The 20,318-nt window shown below is 66.6% G+C and carries 24 protein-coding genes; 8 read left to right on the top strand and 16 right to left on the bottom strand.

What is annotated here, in order from left to right; all coding sequences use genetic code 11:
* Positions 1 to 83 precede the first annotated feature (83 nt).
* From fusA to TPAU_RS17310, 3 genes are all read left to right on the top strand, one after another.
* Positions 84 to 2,189 (top strand): elongation factor G, encoded by a 2,106-nt coding sequence (gene fusA / locus TPAU_RS17320; RefSeq protein WP_013128045.1) that lies wholly within the window; start codon positions 84 to 86, stop codon positions 2,187 to 2,189.
* Between the two features lie 137 nt (positions 2,190 to 2,326).
* Complete coding sequence (tuf, locus tag TPAU_RS17315; protein WP_013128044.1) at positions 2,327 to 3,517, top strand: elongation factor Tu; 1,191 nt, start codon at positions 2,327 to 2,329, stop codon at positions 3,515 to 3,517.
* Between the two features lie 184 nt (positions 3,518 to 3,701).
* On the top strand, positions 3,702 to 4,091 hold the full coding sequence (locus tag TPAU_RS17310) for a DUF732 domain-containing protein (RefSeq protein ID WP_013128043.1): 390 nt from the start codon (positions 3,702 to 3,704) through the stop codon (positions 4,089 to 4,091).
* Here TPAU_RS17310 and TPAU_RS17305 read toward each other — a convergent pair.
* Together TPAU_RS17305 and TPAU_RS17300 are read right to left on the bottom strand one after the other, a co-directional pair.
* Entirely contained in the window at positions 4,082 to 4,966 is an 885-nt protein-coding gene (locus TPAU_RS17305; RefSeq protein ID WP_013128042.1) for a hypothetical protein, read from the bottom strand. The two genes, TPAU_RS17310 and TPAU_RS17305, sit on opposite strands and share 10 nt — an antisense overlap.
* A gap of 53 nt (positions 4,967 to 5,019) precedes the next feature.
* The gene (locus tag TPAU_RS17300; RefSeq protein WP_013128041.1) at positions 5,020 to 6,150 is read right to left on the bottom strand and encodes an FAD-dependent oxidoreductase; all 1,131 of its coding nucleotides are present in this window, start codon (positions 6,148 to 6,150) and stop codon (positions 5,020 to 5,022) included.
* Positions 6,151 to 6,234: 84 nt separating this feature from the next.
* On the opposite strand from TPAU_RS17300, the gene TPAU_RS17295 reads away from it, so the two are divergent.
* Positions 6,235 to 6,891, top strand: coding sequence for a TetR/AcrR family transcriptional regulator (locus tag TPAU_RS17295; protein WP_041945210.1), 657 nt, complete (start codon positions 6,235 to 6,237; stop codon positions 6,889 to 6,891).
* Between the two features lie 56 nt (positions 6,892 to 6,947).
* Here the strand turns inward: TPAU_RS17295 and TPAU_RS23240 are convergent, their stop codons facing one another.
* On the bottom strand, positions 6,948 to 7,106 hold the full coding sequence (locus tag TPAU_RS23240; RefSeq protein WP_013128039.1) for a DUF5302 domain-containing protein: 159 nt from the start codon (positions 7,104 to 7,106) through the stop codon (positions 6,948 to 6,950).
* 96 nt (positions 7,107 to 7,202) lie between these two features.
* Here TPAU_RS23240 and TPAU_RS17290 point away from each other — a divergent pair, with 96 nt between their 5' ends.
* Together TPAU_RS17290 and TPAU_RS17285 are read left to right on the top strand one after the other, a co-directional pair.
* A complete protein-coding gene (locus tag TPAU_RS17290) occupies positions 7,203 to 7,835 on the top strand; it encodes a Rossmann-fold NAD(P)-binding domain-containing protein (RefSeq protein ID WP_049825887.1) in 633 nt (210 codons plus the stop codon).
* A 14-nt stretch (positions 7,836 to 7,849) separates the two neighbouring features.
* Positions 7,850 to 8,002, top strand: coding sequence for a hypothetical protein (locus tag TPAU_RS17285; protein ID WP_041944754.1), 153 nt, complete (start codon positions 7,850 to 7,852; stop codon positions 8,000 to 8,002).
* A gap of 53 nt (positions 8,003 to 8,055) precedes the next feature.
* Here the strand turns inward: TPAU_RS17285 and TPAU_RS17280 are convergent, their stop codons facing one another.
* Positions 8,056 to 9,315 carry an IS30 family transposase gene (locus TPAU_RS17280; RefSeq protein ID WP_425358565.1) on the bottom strand — a complete coding sequence of 420 codons (1,260 nt, stop codon included), beginning with the start codon at positions 9,313 to 9,315 and terminating at the stop codon, positions 8,056 to 8,058.
* Positions 9,316 to 9,488: 173 nt separating this feature from the next.
* On the opposite strand from TPAU_RS17280, the gene TPAU_RS17275 reads away from it, so the two are divergent.
* On the top strand, positions 9,489 to 9,797 hold the full coding sequence (locus TPAU_RS17275) for an SDR family oxidoreductase (protein WP_049825886.1): 309 nt from the start codon (positions 9,489 to 9,491) through the stop codon (positions 9,795 to 9,797).
* Between the two features lie 4 nt (positions 9,798 to 9,801).
* Here TPAU_RS17275 and TPAU_RS17270 read toward each other — a convergent pair whose 3' ends face one another.
* From TPAU_RS17270 to TPAU_RS17250, 5 genes are read right to left on the bottom strand one after another with little or no spacing between them, the layout of a single operon-like run.
* Entirely contained in the window at positions 9,802 to 10,497 is a 696-nt protein-coding gene (locus TPAU_RS17270; RefSeq protein WP_013128038.1) for a HEAT repeat domain-containing protein, read from the bottom strand.
* Entirely contained in the window at positions 10,494 to 11,909 is a 1,416-nt protein-coding gene (locus TPAU_RS17265; RefSeq protein ID WP_013128037.1) for a putative toxin, read from the bottom strand. Before TPAU_RS17265 ends, TPAU_RS17270 begins: the two co-directional genes overlap by 4 nt.
* Positions 11,906 to 12,379, bottom strand: coding sequence for a hypothetical protein (locus tag TPAU_RS17260; RefSeq protein WP_013128036.1), 474 nt, complete (start codon positions 12,377 to 12,379; stop codon positions 11,906 to 11,908). Before TPAU_RS17260 ends, TPAU_RS17265 begins: the two co-directional genes overlap by 4 nt.
* The gene (locus tag TPAU_RS17255; RefSeq protein WP_013128035.1) at positions 12,376 to 12,663 is read right to left on the bottom strand and encodes a WXG100 family type VII secretion target; all 288 of its coding nucleotides are present in this window, start codon (positions 12,661 to 12,663) and stop codon (positions 12,376 to 12,378) included. The genes TPAU_RS17260 and TPAU_RS17255 overlap by 4 nt, the downstream gene beginning before the upstream one ends.
* 2 nt (positions 12,664 to 12,665) lie before the next feature.
* On the bottom strand, positions 12,666 to 12,992 hold the full coding sequence (locus TPAU_RS17250; protein ID WP_013128034.1) for a WXG100 family type VII secretion target: 327 nt from the start codon (positions 12,990 to 12,992) through the stop codon (positions 12,666 to 12,668).
* A gap of 31 nt (positions 12,993 to 13,023) precedes the next feature.
* Here TPAU_RS17250 and TPAU_RS17245 point away from each other — a divergent pair, with 31 nt between their 5' ends.
* A complete protein-coding gene (locus TPAU_RS17245; RefSeq protein ID WP_013128033.1) occupies positions 13,024 to 13,473 on the top strand; it encodes a hypothetical protein in 450 nt (149 codons plus the stop codon).
* Positions 13,474 to 13,499: 26 nt separating this feature from the next.
* Here the strand turns inward: TPAU_RS17245 and TPAU_RS17240 are convergent, their stop codons facing one another.
* The 7 genes from TPAU_RS17240 to TPAU_RS17210 form a co-directional block, all read right to left on the bottom strand.
* On the bottom strand, positions 13,500 to 13,973 hold the full coding sequence (locus TPAU_RS17240) for a YbaB/EbfC family nucleoid-associated protein (protein WP_013128032.1): 474 nt from the start codon (positions 13,971 to 13,973) through the stop codon (positions 13,500 to 13,502).
* Positions 13,970 to 14,647 (bottom strand): HEAT repeat domain-containing protein, encoded by a 678-nt coding sequence (locus TPAU_RS17235; RefSeq protein WP_115329905.1) that lies wholly within the window; start codon positions 14,645 to 14,647, stop codon positions 13,970 to 13,972. The genes TPAU_RS17240 and TPAU_RS17235 overlap by 4 nt, the downstream gene beginning before the upstream one ends.
* A gap of 29 nt (positions 14,648 to 14,676) precedes the next feature.
* On the bottom strand, positions 14,677 to 16,116 hold the full coding sequence (locus TPAU_RS17230) for a putative toxin (RefSeq protein ID WP_041944483.1): 1,440 nt from the start codon (positions 16,114 to 16,116) through the stop codon (positions 14,677 to 14,679).
* A gap of 129 nt (positions 16,117 to 16,245) precedes the next feature.
* Entirely contained in the window at positions 16,246 to 17,361 is a 1,116-nt protein-coding gene (locus TPAU_RS17225) for an alcohol dehydrogenase catalytic domain-containing protein (protein WP_013128029.1), read from the bottom strand.
* Positions 17,361 to 18,383, bottom strand: coding sequence for a ferredoxin--NADP reductase (locus TPAU_RS17220; protein WP_013128028.1), 1,023 nt, complete (start codon positions 18,381 to 18,383; stop codon positions 17,361 to 17,363). The genes TPAU_RS17225 and TPAU_RS17220 overlap by 1 nt, the downstream gene beginning before the upstream one ends.
* 24 nt (positions 18,384 to 18,407) lie before the next feature.
* Positions 18,408 to 18,869 (bottom strand): hypothetical protein, encoded by a 462-nt coding sequence (locus TPAU_RS17215; protein ID WP_013128027.1) that lies wholly within the window; start codon positions 18,867 to 18,869, stop codon positions 18,408 to 18,410.
* Positions 18,870 to 18,917: 48 nt separating this feature from the next.
* A complete protein-coding gene (locus TPAU_RS17210) occupies positions 18,918 to 20,270 on the bottom strand; it encodes an ABC1 kinase family protein (protein ID WP_013128026.1) in 1,353 nt (450 codons plus the stop codon).
* Between the last annotated feature and the right edge of the window lie 48 nt (positions 20,271 to 20,318).

Here is a 20,318-nt window from a genome sequence, read left to right as displayed (position 1 = left end):
CGGCCCGCGGAACACCGGAGCACCTGCTGCCGCTATCGCGGCGGAGTTCCAACCATCCTCTAACGAGAACGAGGCTTACCACCGTGGCACAGGAAGTGCTTACCGACCTCACGAAGGTCCGCAACATCGGCATCATGGCGCATATCGATGCCGGTAAGACCACCACTACCGAGCGCATCCTCTTCTACACCGGCGTGAACTACAAGATCGGTGAGACCCACGACGGTGCCTCGACCACCGACTGGATGGAGCAGGAGAAGGAGCGGGGTATCACCATCACCTCCGCCGCCGTGACCTGCTTCTGGAACGGCAACCAGATCAACATCATCGACACGCCGGGCCACGTCGACTTCACCGTCGAGGTGGAGCGTTCGCTGCGCGTGCTCGACGGCGCCGTCGCCGTCTTCGACGGCAAGGAGGGCGTCGAGCCCCAGTCGGAGCAGGTGTGGCGTCAGGCTGAGAAGTACGACGTCCCGCGTATCTGCTTCGTCAACAAGATGGACAAGCTGGGCGCCGACTTCTACTTCACCGTGCGCACCATCGAGGAGCGCCTCGGCGCGAAGCCGCTGGTCCTGCAGCTGCCGATCGGTGCCGAGGACGAGTTCGACGGCGTCGTCGACCTGCTCGAGATGAAGGCCATCACCTGGCGCGGCGTCGTCGAGATCGGCGCTGAGCCGACCATCGAAGAGATCCCCGCCGACCTGGCCGACAAGGCCGCCGAGTACCGCGAGAAGCTGCTCGAGACCGTCGCCGAGTCCGACGAGGCTCTGATGGAGAAGTACTTCGCCGGCGAGGAGCTCTCGCTCGACGAGATCAAGGCTGCGATCCGCAAGCTCACCGTCTCGCGCGAGCTGTACCCCGTGCTGTGCGGCTCGGCGTTCAAGAACAAGGGCGTGCAGCCCATGCTCGACGCCGTGATCGACTACCTCCCCAGCCCGCTCGACGTGCCCTCCATCGAGGGCCACGCCGTGGGCGACGAGGAGAAGATCATCTCGCGCAAGCCCAGCAAGGATGAGCCGTTCTCGGCTCTCGCGTTCAAGATCGCGGCGCACCCGTTCTTCGGCAAGCTGACCTTCGTCCGCGTGTACTCGGGTCACATCGACTCGGGTACGGGTGTGCTCAACGCCACCAAGGGCAACAAGGAGCGCATCGGCAAGCTCTTCCAGATGCACGCCAACAAGGAGATGCCCGTCGAGGATGCGACCGCCGGTCACATCTACGCGATGATCGGTCTGAAGAACACCACGACCGGTGACACTCTCTGCGATCCGGCGAACCCCATCGTCCTCGAGTCGATGACCTTCCCGGACCCGGTCATCAACGTCTCGATCGAGCCGAAGACCAAGTCCGACCAGGAGAAGCTCGGCGTCGCGATCCAGAAGCTCGCCGAGGAGGACCCCACCTTCTCCGTCGAGCTCGACGATCAGACCGGCCAGACCGTCATCGGCGGCATGGGCGAGCTGCACCTCGACATCCTCGTCGACCGTATGCGCCGCGAGTTCAAGGTCGAGGCCAACGTCGGCAAGCCGCAGGTGGCCTACCGCGAGACGATCCGCAAGACCGTCGACAAGCACGAGTTCACCCACAAGAAGCAGACCGGTGGCTCGGGTCAGTTCGCGCGCGTCATCATCAAGCTGGAGCCGTTGGAGGATGCCGAGGACGGCGCCACCTACGAGTTCTCGAACGCCGTCACCGGTGGCCGCGTCCCGAAGGAGTACATCCCCTCGGTGGACGCCGGTGCCCAGGATGCGCTGCAGTACGGTGTGCTCGCCGGCTACCCGATGGTGAACGTCAAGGTCACGCTGCTCGACGGCGCGTACCACGACGTCGACTCCTCGGAGATGGCGTTCAAGATCGCGGGTGCGCAGGCCTTCAAGGAGGCCGCGCGGATGGCCGGACCGGTCATTCTCGAGCCCATCATGGCTGTCGAGGTCACGACCCCTGAGGATTACATGGGTGACGTGATCGGCGACCTCAACTCCCGCCGTGGCCAGATCCAGGCCATGGAGGAACGCAGTGGTGCCCGTGTCGTCAAGGCACAGGTTCCGCTGTCGGAGATGTTCGGCTACATCGGCGACCTCCGGTCGAAGACCCAGGGCCGAGCGAACTACTCCATGGTTTTCGACTCGTACGCCGAGGTTCCGGCGAACGTGTCGAAGGAGATCATCGCGAAGGTGAACGGGGAGTAATTTCCTCCCCGCTCTCCGGAGCGTGGCGCCTCGGCGCCAGACTTCACGGCCCCGCCGTGGTGTCGAAAAACAACCGAAAGTAAACACCCTTGCCGGGCAACCGGTCCGGCAAGCACTCAAGTCCAGGAGGACATCAAGTGGCGAAGGCGAAGTTCGAGCGGACGAAGCCGCACGTGAACATCGGCACCATCGGTCACGTCGACCACGGCAAGACCACCCTGACGGCTGCCATCACCAAGGTTCTGGCCGAGAAGTACCCGGACCTCAACGAGGCCTCGGCGTTCGATCAGATCGATAAGGCGCCCGAGGAGAAGGCTCGTGGCATCACGATCAACATCTCGCACGTCGAGTACCAGACCGAGAAGCGCCACTACGCTCACGTCGATGCGCCGGGTCACGCCGACTACATCAAGAACATGATCACCGGTGCCGCGCAGATGGACGGCGCGATCCTGGTTGTGGCCGCCACCGACGGCCCGATGCCGCAGACCCGTGAGCACGTGCTGCTCGCGCGTCAGGTCGGCGTGCCCTACATCCTGGTCGCCCTGAACAAGTGCGACATGGTCGACGACGAGGAGATCCTCGAGCTCGTCGAGATGGAGGTCCGCGAGCTGCTGGCCTCGCAGGAGTTCGACGAGGACGCCCCCGTCGTCCGCGTCTCGGGCTACCAGGCGCTGCAGGGCGATGCCAAGTGGGTCGAGTCGATCGTCGAGCTCATGAACGCCGTCGACGAGTCCATCCCGGACCCCGAGCGTGAGACCGACAAGCCCTTCCTCATGCCCGTCGAGGACGTCTTCACGATCACCGGTCGTGGCACCGTCGTCACCGGTCGTGTCGAGCGCGGCATCATCAACGTGAACGAGGAGGTGGAGATCGTCGGCATCCGCGAGAAGTCGACCAAGACCACCGTCACCGGCATCGAGATGTTCCGCAAGCTGCTGGACTCGGGTCAGGCGGGCGACAACGTCGGTCTGCTGGTTCGTGGCCTCAAGCGTGAGGACGTCGAGCGTGGCCAGGTCGTCGTGAAGCCGGGTACCACCACCCCGCACACCGATTTCGAGGGCCAGGCGTACATCCTGTCGAAGGACGAGGGTGGTCGTCACACTCCGTTCTTCAACAACTACCGCCCGCAGTTCTACTTCCGTACCACGGACGTGACCGGCGTCGTGACCCTCCCCGAGGGCACCGAGATGGTCATGCCCGGCGACAACACCGAGATGACCGTCAAGCTCATCCAGCCGGTCGCCATGGACGAGGGCCTGCGCTTCGCGATCCGCGAGGGTGGCCGCACCGTCGGTGCCGGCCGCGTCACCAAGATCATCGCCTGATCTCGGTAGTCAGCCGTAAGCGGCGCCTCTCCCTTTCGAGGGAGGGGCGCCGTTTCGCGTTTCCGGGGACCGAAGGGCAGCGGTGGGCCGGACCTGCGGAATCGGGGTCCGCCGACGCTGTGCATCGGCGATAATCCGTTCTACATGTGGGCGTTGCCCACCCGGCGGAGGAGACGAGGCAAGGATGTCGAAGCTGACGAGGGGGCTGGCCGCGGTGGCTGTGGCAGTCGGACTGGCCACGGCGATGCAGGCACCCGCCCAGGCGGACGGCCGCCTTGATGAGGGGCGGTTCCTGGTGGTCACCAGCAACCTCCACGATTTCACCAAGCCCTTCGGTCTCGCCACCACCGATGCCCAGATGATCCGATTCGGCTACCAGGCGTGCGCGGCGCTCGATCGGAACCCGGCCAGCACCGTCGCGGCGACGCGGGCGTTGTACAACGACGAGCGTGCCTTCCCGCTGTGGGAGCGGCAGCAGCTGGTGTTCTACGCCGTGCAGTACCTGTGTACCCGGCATTGGGATCGGTACAAGACCTACCCGGACGGGTGGCGACCCACTCCGGCTCAGCGCTGACGGATCAGGGAGCGAGCGAAAGTCCAGGCGTAGACCGTCGATTCGAGATCACCGTCGATCGCGGCGCGCGTAGCCGATACGGCGGCGCGCTGGAGGAGCAGGTGCCGTAGCTGCCGCCCGTCGGGAGCGGGGCTATCGGCCGAGAGAGCGCGCGGCGATGTCCGGTCGGCGCGGAGTGCATCCACCAGCTCGTCCTCCACGAAGGCCAGGTGGTGACGGACCGCCGCAGGCAGCGGGCGCCGGGCGCGCAGGTAGCGACCGGCTTCTGCGAGCGTCTCGTCGAGGCCGGGCACGGGCCCGGGGCCCGCGACCAGTCGCTCCAGATCGCGGAGGAGGGCGCGCGCCTGCCGGGCGGCGTGATCGTCGTCCAGAGCCCGGATGAGAGCGACCCGTTCGGCGGAGGACACCACCGCGAACCGGTTCGCGCCGCCGTCGAAGACGGGGCCGAGGCGGCGCTCGCCCACGAGCCGCCCGGGGTCGGCCGGGTCGTAGTGCACTCGGCTGGGGTGGGTGGTGGCGATGCCGCGCACGGCGTAACCGGCGCCGGCCGCGTATTCGAGGAGTTGCCGCACCGGATCATCGACGGTGGCCCACGCGGTGGCGGCCGGTACGTTCCACAGCACTCGGACGCCCGACGGGATCAGGACCCCCGGTGGTAGCCACCCGGCGTCGGTGGTTGCCACGGCGATCACGTTCTCGTCCGCCGAGGAGAGATACGCTGCGGCCCAGTGCAACCCGGAGTCGGGTAGGTGCGGTCCGTCGCGCAGTGAACCGAGGATGGACGCGACCACCGCCCGGGCCTGCAGTACCGCCGGCGACGGGGTGAGCTTCTCCTCCGGTGCGATGTACCGGACGATCGGGACGGGTATGAGCACCGGTATGTCGATGATCGCCCCCTCGTGGTCGTGTGCGATCGCGAGTCTATCGGTCAGTCGGCGGCGACCGAGGTGAAGAAGTCCAGCAGCGTGCCCGGGGCGCCGTCGCCGAGCAGGAGATCGAGCATTCGGTTCGCCTCCGCCGCCGCGTCGGCGCTGCGCACGAACATCTCCGCCTCGTAGGCGGCGAGCGCGGATTCCGGGTCGCCGGGGTGCGCGACGATCTCCTGCGCGAGGCGCGCACCGTCGTACATGGCGAGGTTCGCCCCCTCCCCGGCGGGTGGCATGAGGTGCGCCGCGTCGCCGATCAGGGTGACGCCGGGGACGCGGTCCCAGCGGTGGCCCACGGGCAGTACGTGTAGCGGGCGGACCACCGGATCGGTGTCTGTCTCGGCGATCATCGCGACCAGCTCGGGTGCCCAGCCGGCGAACTCGTCGATCACCTGGAGGCGCACGGATTCCGGGGTGGCGGAGGTGATCCGGTCGAGCTGGTCGATGTCGTAGGCGAGCTGGAAGTAGGCGTGCACGATGTCGTCGGGTTCGCGGTGCGCGCCGATGCCGCGGCCGGGCGTGGGGGCGAACAGTGATCCGGGACCGACCACCGCCGCGGTGGCGGGATGCCGCGCCTCGACATCGTGCAGCTGCGTCTCGACGAAGGCCACGCCCGAGTACGTGGGGGAGATCGCTGAGACCAGCGGCCGGACCTTGGACCAGGCTCCGTCGGCCCCGACCAGCAGAGCCGTGGTGACCGAGCTGCCGTCCGCGAAGTCCACCTCGTGGCGGCCCGCGCCGAGCGGCCGGACACCGGTGACCTTGGCGCCCCAGCGCACGGTTCCCGGTGACAGGGAATCGAGCAGAATGCGGCGGAGCTCGCCGCGCAGGACCTCGGGGCGGCCTCCGGTGCCGTCGTCGGGCTCTTCGAGGAGGACGGTGCCGCGCGTATCGACCATGCGCGAGGCTTGCGCGCCATGGTTGACCAGCGCGAGGAATTCCGTGGTCAGGCCGGCGGCATCGAGCGCGGCCTGCCCGTCGGCCTCGTGGATGTCGAGAAGTCCGCCCTGAGTGCGGGCCAGGGGTGAGGTCTCGGCCTCGTACACGGCGGTGTCGATGCCGTGGACGGCCAGGACGCGGGCCAGGGTGAGGCCGCCGAGCCCCGCTCCGATGATGGTAATCGGTGTAGTCATGATGCTCTCCCTTCGATTGGCTGGAACAGCGTTCCAATGAAGAGAAGTATGGAACGGCGTTCCAGATGTGTCAAGATGGTGCCCATGGCCGGATCGGTGCGCCGGAGCGAGGCGCTGACCAAGGACGCGATCGTGACGGCGGCGATCGAGATCCTCGACCGCGAGGGCGAGACCGGGCTCACGTTCCGAGCGCTCGCCACCCGGCTGGAGACCGGCGCCGGCGCGCTGTATCACCATGTGGCGGGCAAGGACGAGTTGCTGGCCGCCGCGGCGGACCGGGTGATCGGCGCCGTCCTCGCCGAGGCGTCGGACCGGGACGATCCCGCAGCGGAAATCCGGGGATTGGCCCTCGGTCTCTTCGACGCCGTGGACGAGCACCCGTGGGTGGGGGCGAGCATGTACCGGGACCCGGCACAGAACGGTGCGCTGCGCGTCTTCGAGGCGCTCGGCAGCCGGATCGTGCGGCTCGGGCTGCCCGACGGTGCGCGGTTCGACGCCGCGACCGCCCTCCTCAATTACATCGTGGGGGCGGGCGTGCAGAACGCCGCGAATGCGCGTGCGTCCGTGGGTGGTCCGAGGCGGGAGGAGCATCTGGGCGCGATGGCGGACCGCTGGGACGCGTTGGACCCCGCCGAGTTCGCCTTCACCCGCAGTGTGGCCGCACGGCTGCGTGAGCACGACGACCGGGAACAGTTCGTGGCCGGGGTGGATCTGATCCTGGCCGGCGTGCGCGCAAGCTGACCCGGACGCGACGACGCCCCGCTGACCGGTGGTCAGCGGGGCGTCGGGCGATCGGTCTAGCCGCTCTTGCGGCGGAACTGCTGCTGGTGACTCTCCGATCCGTGCGGAGCCTGCGGCTTCGCGGCCCCGTCGAGGTGGGCGGATCCCTTGCGATTGGTCGCGTTCTTCCGTTCGAGTGCTTCCTTGAACTTGTCGGCGATACCGTCGTTCGTCATGGTGTCTCCTCTCGTCGGTGGAATCACGCTAAACCGGACACGCGAGGATGTCACCCGAGTTTCGCGGATCGGTTCGGTGGAGAGGGGAGTCAGGCCATGGGTGTGTACGTGATCACGGGGGCCGCGTCGGGTCTGGGGGCGGCCACCGCCGATCGGCTGCACGCTGCCGGGCACGGCGTGATCGGGGTCGACCTGTCGGGCGCCGATGTGGACGCCGACCTCGGCACCTCGGAAGGGCGGTCCGAAGCGGTCACCCGGATCGGCGAGTTGGTGGGGGAGAGTCCGATCGACGGCTTCGCCGCGTTCGCGGGGCTCGGCCCCGGGGCGGGGCGGACGGGATCGTCGCTGGTGTCGGTGAACTACTTCGGGGCCGTCGACCTGCTCGCCGGGATCCGGCACCTGCTGGCCCGCTCGCTCGCCTCCTCGGCGATCCTGGTCAGCTCGAATTCCACTACCACGCAACCTGGATGGCCGATGGAGCTGGCCGATGCCTGCCTCGCCGGCGACGAGGCACTCGCACGCGGTATCGCGGACTCCTACGGCGAATACGGCTCGGTACCCACGTATCCCGCGACCAAGGCGGCCCTCGCATACTGGCGGATTCTAGGGATCGTCGCAACACCGAGCCTGGTAGGGCCCACCATACGGAAGTGCTCCGCTGAGTATTCCAGCGGAGCGCTTCTGGGATCCGCGGTGCTCGTTGCATTACGTGCACGCATTCGCATATAATCATGCCTATGACGATGACGCGCACTGAGCACCTGGCACACGACCACTCCGACCATGCCCATGGACCCGACTGCGGCCACGAGGCTATCCAGCACGGCGATCACGTGGACTACGTCCACGATGGGCACCGTCACGCTCCGCATGGTGACCACTACGACGAGCACTGATCCAAACGCCGCACGATGTCCTACGCTCGCGATACGAGCGCGGGGCATCGGTGCTAGCGAGCTGTAATGAGGTCACGCAAACGCTCGGCTGGTGTCTTCCAGCCGAGCGTTTTGCGTGGTCGGCGATTGAGTTTCTGGGCGACGAGTTCGAGGTCTTCGCGGCCGTAGGCGCTCAGGTCGGTGCCTTTCGGGAAGTACTGGCGCAGTAGTCCATTGGTGTTCTCGTTGCTTCCGCGCTGCCAGGGTGAGTGGGGATCGCAGAAGTAGACCGGAACCCCGGTGGCGACCGTGAATTGTTGGTGGGCGGCCATCTCGCAGCCCTGGTCCCAGGTCAGTGATCCCCGCAAATGTCCTGGGAGATTTCCGATCAACGAAACCAGCACGTCACGGACTTCTTCGGCGGAGTGGCCGCCAGGCAGGTGGCCGAGCATGACGTAGCGGGTGGAGCGTTCGACGAGTGTGACGATCGCGGACTCGCTGCGAGTACCGACGATCAGGTCACCTTCCCAGTGGCCTGGCACGGCTCGATCCTCGACCTCGGCGGGCCGGTCGGAGATCATCACCATCTTGTCGACGAATCGTCTGGTGCGATGTTCGGCGCGGCGGTGGGGCTTGCGGCGGGTGCGGCCCGTTCGCAAGGCCATCGCGACTTCACGGCGCAGGCCGCCCCGAGCCTGAACGTAGATCGACTGGTAGATCGTCTCGACGCTCACACGCATACTTTGCTCGTTGGGGAACTCGGTCACTAGAGAGTGACATATCTGCTCTGGGGACCACTGGTCCTGCAGTTTGTTCTCGACGTAGTCCCGCAGCGGACCGGCCTGGGCCAGTTTCGCTGGCTTCGGCCGTGACCGGCTCTTTTCCCACCTGCGGTGCGCCTGATGCGGGCGATAGGCACCGTTGACAACGCCAGCGTCGATCTCCCGTTTGATCGTCGATGCTGGCCGGCCGAGCTCCCTGCCGATGGCCCGCAGCGATGCCCCCTCGCGGCGCATGTCAGCGATAGTTTCCCGCTCGGTCAAGGTCAGAAACCGTGGATGCAGGCTCCGCTGCCTCGGTGCATCCGATTCCACTCCGACCCACGTGACCGCACCTGTCAGGTAATCGATCTTGCGTCCGTCGGGATGGATACGAGTATCGCCAATCTTGCGCACCCCTCGATCCCAGTCCCCAGCAGTGCGAACGCTGACACCGACACGCCGAGCAGCGTCCGGCCGCAGCACCCCCTCACGGCGAAGCCGGTCGTACTCGGCCCGGCCGGGATGACCACCATTGCTAGTGCTCCCACGTCCACGCAGGCCCGCCCTGCGCATCCATCCAAACGCCGTATTCACTGTCACCCCCGCCGCCCTAGCAGCGACCGACACATTGCCGTCAGACACGTCCAATTCCTTGAAGAACCTCTTCTTCACCATCGGTGAATGCACGATCCCCGCAACTCCTTGCTATCCGCGGTGTTGCGGGGATCGCTAGAACCCACGACTTCGTGCGCGGCAACGCGGCCGAGTACATCCGGCACGGCATCCGGCTCAACGCGATCGCGCCCGGGTTCATCGATACCCCGATGACCAGGACCGGTCGCGAGGATCCGCAGACGGGGGCTGCGATGGATCAGTATCTGAAGCTGATTCCTGCCGGTCGTGCCGGGCGGCCCGATGAGATCGCCGCTCTCACGAGCTTTCTTCTCGGCCCCGACTCCGCGTACATCGTGGGCTCGGTGGTCTTCGCCGACGGTGGCCTGGACGCACAGCAGCGCCCGAAGGACTGGCCGCGGCCTGCGGTGTCGCCCGAGTAGGTACCTAGCCCTGGAGCTTCGTCAGGGCGGTCTCGACTGCCCTTCGGACGCGCGGGTTCTCGTCGTCGGCGTAGGCGGTGATGGCGTCGATGTCGTCGGCGGTGCCGATCTTGCCGAGGGCGCGAATGGCCTCCTGCTGAACGAACTCGATGGGTAGATACGAGAGCGCGACTTCACGGGATTCGGGGCGCCGGAAACGTCCGAGGTAGCGCACGAGCGCTATTCGCTTGCCGGTATCGAGGTCCGGCCGGCGAGCGAGCACGAGCATCCGGTCGTAGTCGTTCTTGGTGCCGATCCGGGCGAGAATCTCCATCGCGCGGATCTGCATGTGATTCTCCAGGGGTGGCGATGTCCGCTGGAGTTGGGCGTACACCGCGTCGGCAGCGGCTCGATTCCCCTTGGCGGCCGGATCGTCGAGCGCCGTGAGCAAGGACCGACGTAGGGCCGACCTGTGCGGCGTCTCCTCGCCGGGTACGCGGTCGTCGAGGTGGTCGAGCCAGTCGACGAAGACCGGGATGGCGGGCGGGACAGATCTCGCCGCTCGGTTCAGGTCGCCCACCGTGTACGCACGGACGCCGACCTCGTTGAGGTCCTGCATCAGCCTGATATCGAAGGAGTCCTTGCCGTTGACCAGATTTCGGCGATCGTAGTGCTCCATCCAGTCATCGCCCTGGGGCATGCCGTCGTACTCGAAGCTCATGGTGTCGGTACTCCTGTTCGTATCGAGTCCTTCGGAGCCGTGGGATCAGACGGCGGTGGAACCCAGGTGGGGTCCGGGATGAACGGTTGCGGCTCCTGGCCTCCCAGATTCTCGTCCAATTCCATGCGCAGCACGGTGATCTTGCCCTCCGATCGCAGCTTCTCAACGTCGGGGGACAGTTCCGTTCTGTGGTCGGTGATCAACGTCATGGTGTAGCCGTTCTCCTGCGCCCAGTTCGCCTCGTCGGTGATTTGCTTGTCATCGCGCCTGCTGATCGCGTTGACGTTCTTGACTTCGGTGAGTTGTTTGTTCGGTTCGTCCAGGAAGTCGGGAATGCGATAGCCCCCGCGACCGAGTGGGTTGCGCGGGTAAATTCGTTCCTTCTTGACACCGGGTGGGATTCCGGCGCGTCGCTCACCTTCGGCGCCCCGCCGGCGGTTACCTCCGTTGCCCGAGACGGGCTTGTCTGGTCGGGCGTAGCGGCCCAGCAGGGGCGCGAGATTGAGTTGGACAAGGCTGGTCACGTTGCCTTTGTTGGTGATCAGTGTGAGGTTGTCCGCCGCCTGTGCGACGAACCCGTCGAGCTCGTTCAACAGAGTCGTGACGTCGTTCGCCGCTTGATCCTTGAACTTCTCGACGGCGAAGTCCGCGGCGGCACTCGTCGCCGGTCCGCCGGGGAGATTCTCGAGCACGGCGATAATGATCCGCGCGTTGAGCAGGATGGCCTTGATCTGCTGCCGTTCGATATCGGACTTGCTCTGGGTGTGATCGCAGGAGCTCGCGATGCACTCTCCCCAGAGTTTCACCTCCTCCAGCGTCCTCGTCACGCGGTTCACGGCCTTGTCGATCTTCGGCACCTCGGCGGGAGGATCGGGGGTCTGGTTCATCGGCGGGACGGCGTCGATCAACTTGTCGAGGTTACCCGCGCTGGCCTTCCACGCGGTGCCCGCCGCCGCGATCTTCGCGACATCGCAATCGGCCCACTTCTTCTCGATCCGGCCCTCGATGATGCTCCAGTCGTCCGGGGTGTCGTTGAGACCGCCGGTCGAGCGCACCGTCGGATGGAGCGCGATGCTCAGTCCGCTGCCTGCGGGCAATGCGGGAGCGGTGGCGGCCGGGCGTCCCGGCGAATTCTCGTTCTGCACACGCACTCTCTCGGCACCGGCCTTGTGCGTCATCTCGCCGAGGTTGTCGGCGGCGATGGCGGTGAGCGAGGCGGCTTCGAAGACGTCGGACGCCGCCTGATCGTAGGCGGTGGCCCAGGCATGCCCCGCCGACGTGTGATTGCCGGCGGAGTTCGCCACGGTGGAGAGTTTGCCCTGCAGTGCCGTCAGCTCCGCCGCGATGTCCTTCCCCAGCTTCCGCATGGCGGCGGCGGTGTCGAAGTACCACTGCGGATCCACGTCCGTCATCGTCGGACGATCTCCAGGTTGTCCAGCATGGTGGCGAGATCGGCGTCGAATTCGGTGGTCTCGTCGGAGATCTGGACCGATGCCTCGATCATGTAGAGGGTTTCGTCGACCCGATCTCCGACCAGTGACAGTTGCATCGTCGATCCGGCCAGGAACCGAAGGCTCCCCTCGGCGTCGTCGTGGCGGGTCGCCTGGCCGACACGGATAGTGGCGGCGATGTCGAGAGCTCTTTCCGGCTGCCGGGTGATGACCGAGAGCTCGTCCGGCCCGCTGCTGTCCGCGGTTGACCACCGCGGCAGCTTCGGAATCTTCACCGTGATCGGGGCGTCGAGAGTGAACGCCTCGCCCGTCGGTTTCGTCGCATCGCAGCTCGACCGCTCGGGACCGTCGGCAGCACGCGGCTCGTGCGTGCCGCACGAGGTGACCAGAAGCGTCATCGCCACGAGCAGCCCGACGGCGCGGTGCCTCATGCGTCGAACATCTTCTGAATCACGCGATCGGCTTCCTCGTAGTTGCGTTTGCAGGTGGCCACGTGGTTGCGCAACGCCTGGAGTTCCTTGATGCGAGCCGTCATGTCCGACCGCCACTGCGCCTGGGTGGTATCGAAAGCCGTTGCCGCATCGCCCTTGTAGCCTTTGAGTACATCGTCTGCTGCGGAGCCGACTTCGGCGCATCCGGCCGTGATATCGGCGATCTGCTTGTCCAGAGCTTCGACGAAGTCACCCATCGCGGCGAGGTCGTACTTGTACCGCACGTCTACATCTCCAGATTGAGGACGCTGCCTCCGCCGGCGGTCTGGATATCGTCGCTGTTGTTCGACTCGGTCGTGGTGTACTCGGCGGCGGTCGAGGTCAGGAGTCGTGCGTACTCCTCCAGCTTGGCCACGTGCTTCCCGACGCCGGGGACGTGCTCCTCCCAGCGCTCCTGCATGACCTCGGCGGCCGACCCCTCCCATGTGCCCTGTAGGTCCGCGTGGGCGCGCTCCGCCGCGGTCAGCAGCGACTCGATCTGCGCCCGCTGGGCGTCGAATCTCGTCCCGCCCGTGCGCAGATCCGCCGGAACCACCTGTAGTCTCGTGTTCATTCTCGGCCCCCCAACCGATTGGTGGAACGACATGAGCTGGCGAGACGAAGCCTCCCCGCAGACTCAAGCCGATCTCGATTCCCTGTTCAACGATAGCGTGGAAGCTGCCGCCGATGTGCTCGAACGCGGCAATACTCTTACACCGTTTAGCTTGGTGATCACGGTCGATGGCAGTCGTTCGATGCGCCGGTTGGACGCCTCGGTCAGCTCGACGGACGAGGAGACCAACAGTGCGCGGCTGACCCTTCCGGACGACCGCGATCTGCTCCGCGCTCGGGCAGTGATCCTCGATGTGCGCGTGGTCGGTGCCGACACCGACGCGCTGAAGATCATCATCGAGCATCGTGACGGGCAGGCCCTCGACGCCGTGGTGCCGTACACCAACAGCGACGATGCTTTCCTGATCGACACCGACTCGATCACGATCGCTTTAGGCACGCAGCGTCTTTGGCGTCCCCGGGGGGCCACACCCAGCGAGTGACGACGAGGTCGCGCTCGCCAGGACCGCTACCGGGAGAGGAAGCCGCCCGGCCGTTCCTCCAGCGGCTGGCCCGCATACCGGTCGCTGCGGCGGGCCACCGGGGTCGGCTCGGATTCCGACGGTGGTCGCCGGGAGGACGCCACGAACTCATCGACCGCGTCGCCGAGGCGAACGTCGTCGTGGTTCAGTCCGGCCGTCAGGCGACGGCGGGCGTCCTCCGCCGCGGACAGCCGGCGGTGCATCTTCTCCTGCACCTGCTGCAGCGCACGATTGGTGGTCTGGGCGATGGACGCACCGAGTGCTTCCGGCTCCAGGTGCCGGCTGACAGGGTGCAGGGTGACGCGGCGGACCGTCCCGTCGCCGGATACGCACACCGTGACGGCCTGGTCGGGTGACCTGATCTCGGCAGTCATTGACTCCAGCTCCGACCGCATCGCCTGGAACGTCGCCGCCTGCGCCTTCAGGTTCTCGGCCATCGACGCGAAGAAGTCGTCGGTCATGAGCGGAGTCTTTTCAGTGCGGTGCGGGCCGCGCGGCGCACGTGGGGGTCGTCGTCGTTCTCGTACGGGGCGATGACGGCGATGTCGTCCGGGTTGCCGATCTTGCCGAGCGTGCGGATCGCTTCGGCCCGGACGATCGGCCGGTCCATGCTGGACAAGGCGGCCTCGCGGGATTCCGGGCGACGGAATCGACCGAAGTAGGCGACGATGGCCGAACGGCCGCCGTCGTGTATATCGGGTCGGTTGAAGAGGTCCATCATGCGCTGGTAGTCGTCTTTGGTGGCGATGCGCGCCAGGCTGGTGATAGCCCAAATCTGTGCGTATTCGGGGAGGGGGGGATCGGACCGCTCGATCTGAGCCGACAGTGCCTCGATCGCGGCTTGGTTGCCTTTCGCGGCGGGATCGTTGAGAAGGTTGATGAGACTGTGGCGTATCCCCTGTTTGTGCCGGGTTTCATCGCCGGGGATCCGCTCGTCGAGGTGGGTGAGCCAGTCGGCTGCTACGCCGACCGCGGGTGGAACGGTGGGCAACCCCACGATGTGATCGAGGTGGGTCACGCGGACGCCGACTGCGTCGAGGTCGTCGATCAGGCGTCGATCGAACCCGTCTTTGCCGTGGACGAACGACTGGGGATACCGGTCGAAGATCTCTTTCCAGTCCTCGCCCTCGGGCATCCGCGAGTATCGGAACAATTCGTCTGCGCTCATCGGGCCGGCACCCCCATCGGGCCGATTCCATCCGGCGACCTAACGGGGGCCGGATTCGTCGGTGACGGATCCGGGAGCGTGGGTTGCACTGGACCGGCGACGAGGTTCTCATCGAGCTCCATCTGCACGACGGTGATCTTGCCTTCGGAGACCAGCTTCTGCACGTCTTGCGAGAGAACTGTGCGGTGATCGGTGACCAGCGTCATGGTGTATCCGTTCTGTGCGGCCCAGTTTGCCTCATCGATTATCTGCTTCGAATCTTTACTCTTGATGTCGTTGACATTCTTGACTTCGGTGATCTGTTTCGTCACGTCGTTTCTGCCATCGGGAATGCGGTACTTCGGCTTCCCGACGGGATTCTGCGGGTAGATTCTCTGTTTGCCAGTAGCCGGATCTATCCCAGCCCGGCGCTCACCCTCGTTGCCGCGCGCGCGATTTCTTTGGTTGCCCTGGACGGGCACCTGTGGCCGCGCTTCTCGCCCCAGCAACGGTGTGAGGTACTTCCCGACAGCTGTCGTCACGTTCTCTGTAGGTGTCGTCATCGATGAGGGCGCGGTGTTGATCATCGTGAATTTCTCATCGGTGGTGCTTTGTACGGCCTTGTCTAACTCCTCTAGTTTCACATCGACCCATTCTGCGGTGTCCAGTTTTGCTCTTTCCTTTGCTATTGTCTCGTTCATCTGGCCGGCGGGTCCGCTGCTGCCGGTATTGAGCGTTGCGAGCATGAATTTCATTGTGCTGAGGAAGCCCGTGATCGATTGTCGAGTGGAATCGGACTTCGCCTGAACACTGTTGCATGCATGACCGATCGCGATCGACCATTGGGTCGACTTCTCCAGCATCGTGACGATGTTCGCGACCGCGGTGTTGATTTTGGCGACCTCGGCTGGAGCGTCGGGCGTATCGTTCGGCGTCCACGATAAGGACAGTTGGGCGTCCTGGATGCCGCGGTAGCTCGCCATCCACGATTCGCCGGCGATCCTGATCTTGTCGACATCGCAGTCGGCCCACTTCTTGGAGACGATGCCCTCGATGAGGTCCCAGTTCTCCGGCGGGTCGTTCAGTCCGCCGGTCGACCTGAACGGGGGATGTATCGACATCTCGAGCCCTCCGCCCGGTGGCAAAGCCGGAACATCGACGTCCGGCTTTCCGGGAGAGTTGGTGTTCTGCACGCGAACCCGCTCGGCGCCCGCCGCGTGGATCATCGCGCCCAGGTTGTCCGCAGCCATTGAGGTGAGCGAGATCGCCTCGAAGACGTCCGACGCCGCCTGGTCGTACTTCGTCGCCCAGGTGTGACCCGCAGACATGTGGTTTCCCGCGGAGTTGGCCACATTGAGCTTGTTCTGCAGGTCGGTGAGGCCGTTCGCCAGGTTCACGGACACCGCACGGACCGCGGTAGCGGCGTCGAAGTACCACTGCGGATCGACATCGGTCACCCCACACACCCCCAGCGTGTGCTCCGATGACCCCACTGCCGCCTCCCCGCGGACCGGAGGTCATCCCTCCGTGTTGTTCGTCAATGCTATCGGAGGCTTTGCGATCGTTCCAGCAATCGCGGCGCGCAGTCAGAAGGTGATGATCTGGCGGACGGCGGTGCCGTCGGCGAGGGCGTCCATGCCCTCGTTGATCTGATCGAGGGTGATCACACCGGAGATCAGCTTCTCGACCGGTAGCTTCCCGGCTCGCCACAGCTCGACGTAGCGCGGGATATCGCGCTGCGGCACAGCCGATCCCAGATAGCTGCCGATAATGGTGCGGGCCTCGGCGGTGAGCACCAGCGGGCTGATCTCCGAGCGCGCACCGGGATTCGGTAGGCCGACGGTCACCGTCTTCCCGCCGACGGCGGTCGCCGCCACCGCGGATTCGAACGCCCGAGGGTGCCCGGCGGCCTCGATCACCACCGGCGCGCGCACCCCGGCTTTAGTCAATTCCGCAGGGGTGTAGGCGGCATCCGCACCGAGTGCGCGCACCTGCTCCAGTTTCGCGGGCTGCGCGTCCACCCCGATCACGCGGCCGACGGCACCGTCGGCCTTGAGCGACAGGGCGGTGAGCACGGCGGCCATGCCGACGCCGCCCAGACCGATCACGATCACATCGTCGCCGTCGGTGGGTGTGCCGGCATTGAGCACGGCCCCACCGCCGGTGAGCACCGCGCAGCCGAGGACGGCGGCGATGTCCGGCGGCACGTCGGCATCCACGCGGGTCACCGAGCGCGCATCGACCACGGCGTGCGTCGCGAACCCCGAGACGCCGAGGTGGTGCTGGATCGGCTCGCCGTCGCGGGACAGTCGACGGCCGCCGCCCAGCAGCTCGCCCGCATTGTTCGCGGCGCTGCCCGGCGTGCACGGAAGTTGGCCGTCCGTACGGCAATGAGCGCATTCTCCGCAGCGGGGAAGGAAGGCCATCACCACACGATCGCCGACGGACAGACCGGAAACACCCGTGCCGAGCGATTCGACGATGCCGGCCGCCTCGTGTCCCAGCAGCATCGGAACAGGCCGCACCCGGTTACCGTCCACCACCGAGAGGTCGGAGTGGCACAGGCCCGCGGCCTCGATGCGCACCAGCACCTCGCCCGGGCCCGGATCAGCCAGGTCGAGCTCGGACACGGTGATCGGATGTGAGTCGGAATAGGGCCTGGCCCTGCCGATCTCCTCCAGCACGGCCCCGCGGATACGCATCAGTACTCGACCTCCAACTCCGGCGAGGTGGGCTTCGCCTGGCACCCCAGAATGTAGCCGTCCTCGGCGTCGTCGGGGTCGAGTCCGTCGGTCACGGCCATATCGACGGTGCCCTTGGTGAGTTTGCACAGGCATGTGGCGCACTCGCCGGACTGGCACGAGTAGGGCACGTCATGGCCGTTGTTGATCAGCACATCAACGAGGCTGTCCCCTTCGGGCCAGGCAACGGTGAACGTGGCTCCCAGGTTGTAGACGGTGACCTGGGGGGAGTCAGCGGTCACCTCCACCTCGTGCGGGACGATATCGGCGAAGGCATCGCCGGTGAGCGAGGCGTAGATCTCCTGATGGACCTGTTCGCGGGGGGTGCCGATCACCTTCGCGGCCTCCTTGCAGGCGGCCATGAACTCCTCGCGCCCACACAGGTACGTGGGCCGCGAGTGGTACGGCGTGAGCAGGGCGGCCAGCATGTCGGCGTCCGGGATGCCGCGTTCGGACTCCATCCACCAGATCACGGTGAGCCGCTCGTGTTCGGCGTCCAGCCGGGCGATCGCGTCGCGGAAGATCGTGGAGTCCGGATCGGCGTTGGCGTACAGCAAGGTGATCGGTTGCGTCCCCGCGGTGAGCGCCGCGGACAGGATCGACATGATCGGCGTGATGCCGCTGCCCGCGGCGAGCAGCAGGATCGGTACGTCCAGGCTCTCCGGTACGAACACCCCCGACGGTGGCAGCACCTCCAGTTCGGACCCCGGGGAAAGGTTGTCGCACAGCCAGTTCGATGCGTACCCGCCCTCGGTGCGCTTGACCGTGACGCCGGGCTGTCCGGTATCGAAGGGGGAGGTGTACAGGGAATAGGACCGTGCCACCGAGCCGGTCTGCTCGGACGGCACCCGCACGGTGATGAACTGGCCCGGCCGGTAGTCCCACTCCGCGTCGAAGACGAAGGACTTCGCCAACGCCGTCTCCTCGATCACATCCGTGACGGTGACGATCTGGCTACGGCTCGAATGGGGGGTCAGGCTCATGCCCTCCAGGTTATCGGGGCCCGGTCAGCGGACGAGGCGTGTGCCCTCGCAGGCGCCCGGGAGCGGGAAGCCGATGTTGGCGGTCGACCGGACCTTAATCGAGATGGTGCCGGAACCGGTGGCCACGAACGGGAAGTACGCCGATCCGCCGCCGGACCCGAGCGCGGCGACCTGATGCATCGTGCCGCTCGCGCCGGTGCGGGTGTTGCGCCAGTCCACGGTGACGTCCAGATTCGATCGGGGAGGTGGCGGGAACAGCGTCGCCGAGCGGCTGACCGACATCGCCATCTGCTCGGGGACCGCGACGGGCTTACCGTCGGGCCCGCTGCGCCACGCCTGACCGGCGGTGACCAAGATGGCATTCGGGTAGCCGCGGCAGACCTCGGTCTGCGCGACGGGGTCCTCCGCGTGCGCGGGGGCGGTGAGGAGCCCGGCTGCCACTGCGGTGGCGGCGCCGGCCGAGAGGATGATGCGGATGCTGTTCATATCGATCTCCTTCCTGGGAAAGAGATCGCTACGACCCGACGTGGCGTTTCACTCCCGGCGCAACCAGGCCGCGTGTTCGCGGCCCAGCTCCGTCGCCGGGGCGTCGCCGTAGATCCACTCCCGGCAGATCGCGTGCCAATCGGCCGACGATTCCAGGTTGCCGATCATCCCGAAGGTGAGTAGCTCGGCCCGGCGGGAGAACGTGTGTGCCGCGGGCATCCGGAGCGGGGGATCAGCGGGCGGCGGGGTGGTCGCGACGGCGACCGCGCGTTTGACCTCGGCCGGTGTGATGGTCGAGACGCCGGGCCGCAGGTGCCAGGGGGCCGAGAGCCGGAAGTAGCGCAGCAGGGTGTCGGGGTCGGGGCCCTCACCGCGCAGCGCGCCCACCGAACGCAGCAGGGCGGCGAGTTCGTCTCCGCGGCCTGCGTCGGCAGCCGTGAAACAGTCCCGCTCGAATGCCCCCGATTCGGGGCCCAGCGTCTTGTACAGCCCGTAATCGAGGAAGGCGAGGCGGCCGTCCGGGCATACCAGCACGTTCCCGGCGTGCGGATCGCCGCAGAACTCACCATCGCCGAACACGCCACCCACATAGAACCGGTGCAGGATCTCGCCCGCCCGGTCCCGGTCGGCTCGGGGTGCGGCCTCCAGGGAGCCGAACCGCTCGCCGGTGACGAACTCGGTGACCAGTACCCGCGGGCCACTGAGCTCGGGCAGCGGCGCGGGCACCCGGATGAACGGGTGATCCGCGTACCGTCGGGCGACCTTCGCCTGTGCGGCGCACTCACCCTGGTAGTCCAGTTCGGCCAGGATCGTCTCGCTGATCTCCATGAGTACCGACTCGGTGCGGATCGCGGTGGCGCGGCGGCCACGCCACATGGTCAGGAGGAGGCCGAGGTTCTTCAGGTCGGCGCGGATGGCGGCCTCGATGCCCGGGTACTGCACCTTGACCGCCACGTCGCGGCCGTCCGCGGTGACGGCGCGATGCACCTGCCCGATCGACGCCGCGGCCATCGGCTCGGGATCGATCTCGGCGAACGCCCCGCGTGGGCAGTCCGCGGCGATCACCGCGTCGATCTCACCGAACTCGGCGCCGGGAGCGCGGTCGGTCAGGGCGGTGAGCTTCTCCTGGAAAGCGGGCAGCGCGTGCTCGGGGACCAGGCCCAGGTCGACGGTGGCGAGCGCCTGCCCGACCTTCATCGCCGCGCCGCGCATCGACCCGAGCACCGCGACCAGGCGGTCGGCGGCGCGCAACGCCGCCTTCTCCTCGGCCGCCGCCCGCTGTTCCGGGGTGGTCGACCGCGTGGTCGCGCGGGTCACCGTCCGGTCGACGGCCTGGCGCGCCACCGCGCCACCCAGCTTCGCCCCGCGCCGCAGTCGCGTTGCCGGGTCGTCTTCGCTCATGCGCCCAGGGTAGTCGCGCATTGAAATCTCGCGGTATTCGAATACCAT

Origin of the sequence: Tsukamurella paurometabola DSM 20162, from assembly GCF_000092225.1 — a bacterium.
Lineage (GTDB): Bacteria > Actinomycetota > Actinomycetes > Mycobacteriales > Mycobacteriaceae > Tsukamurella > Tsukamurella paurometabola.
This window is presented reverse-complemented; position numbering and strand designations above follow the sequence as displayed.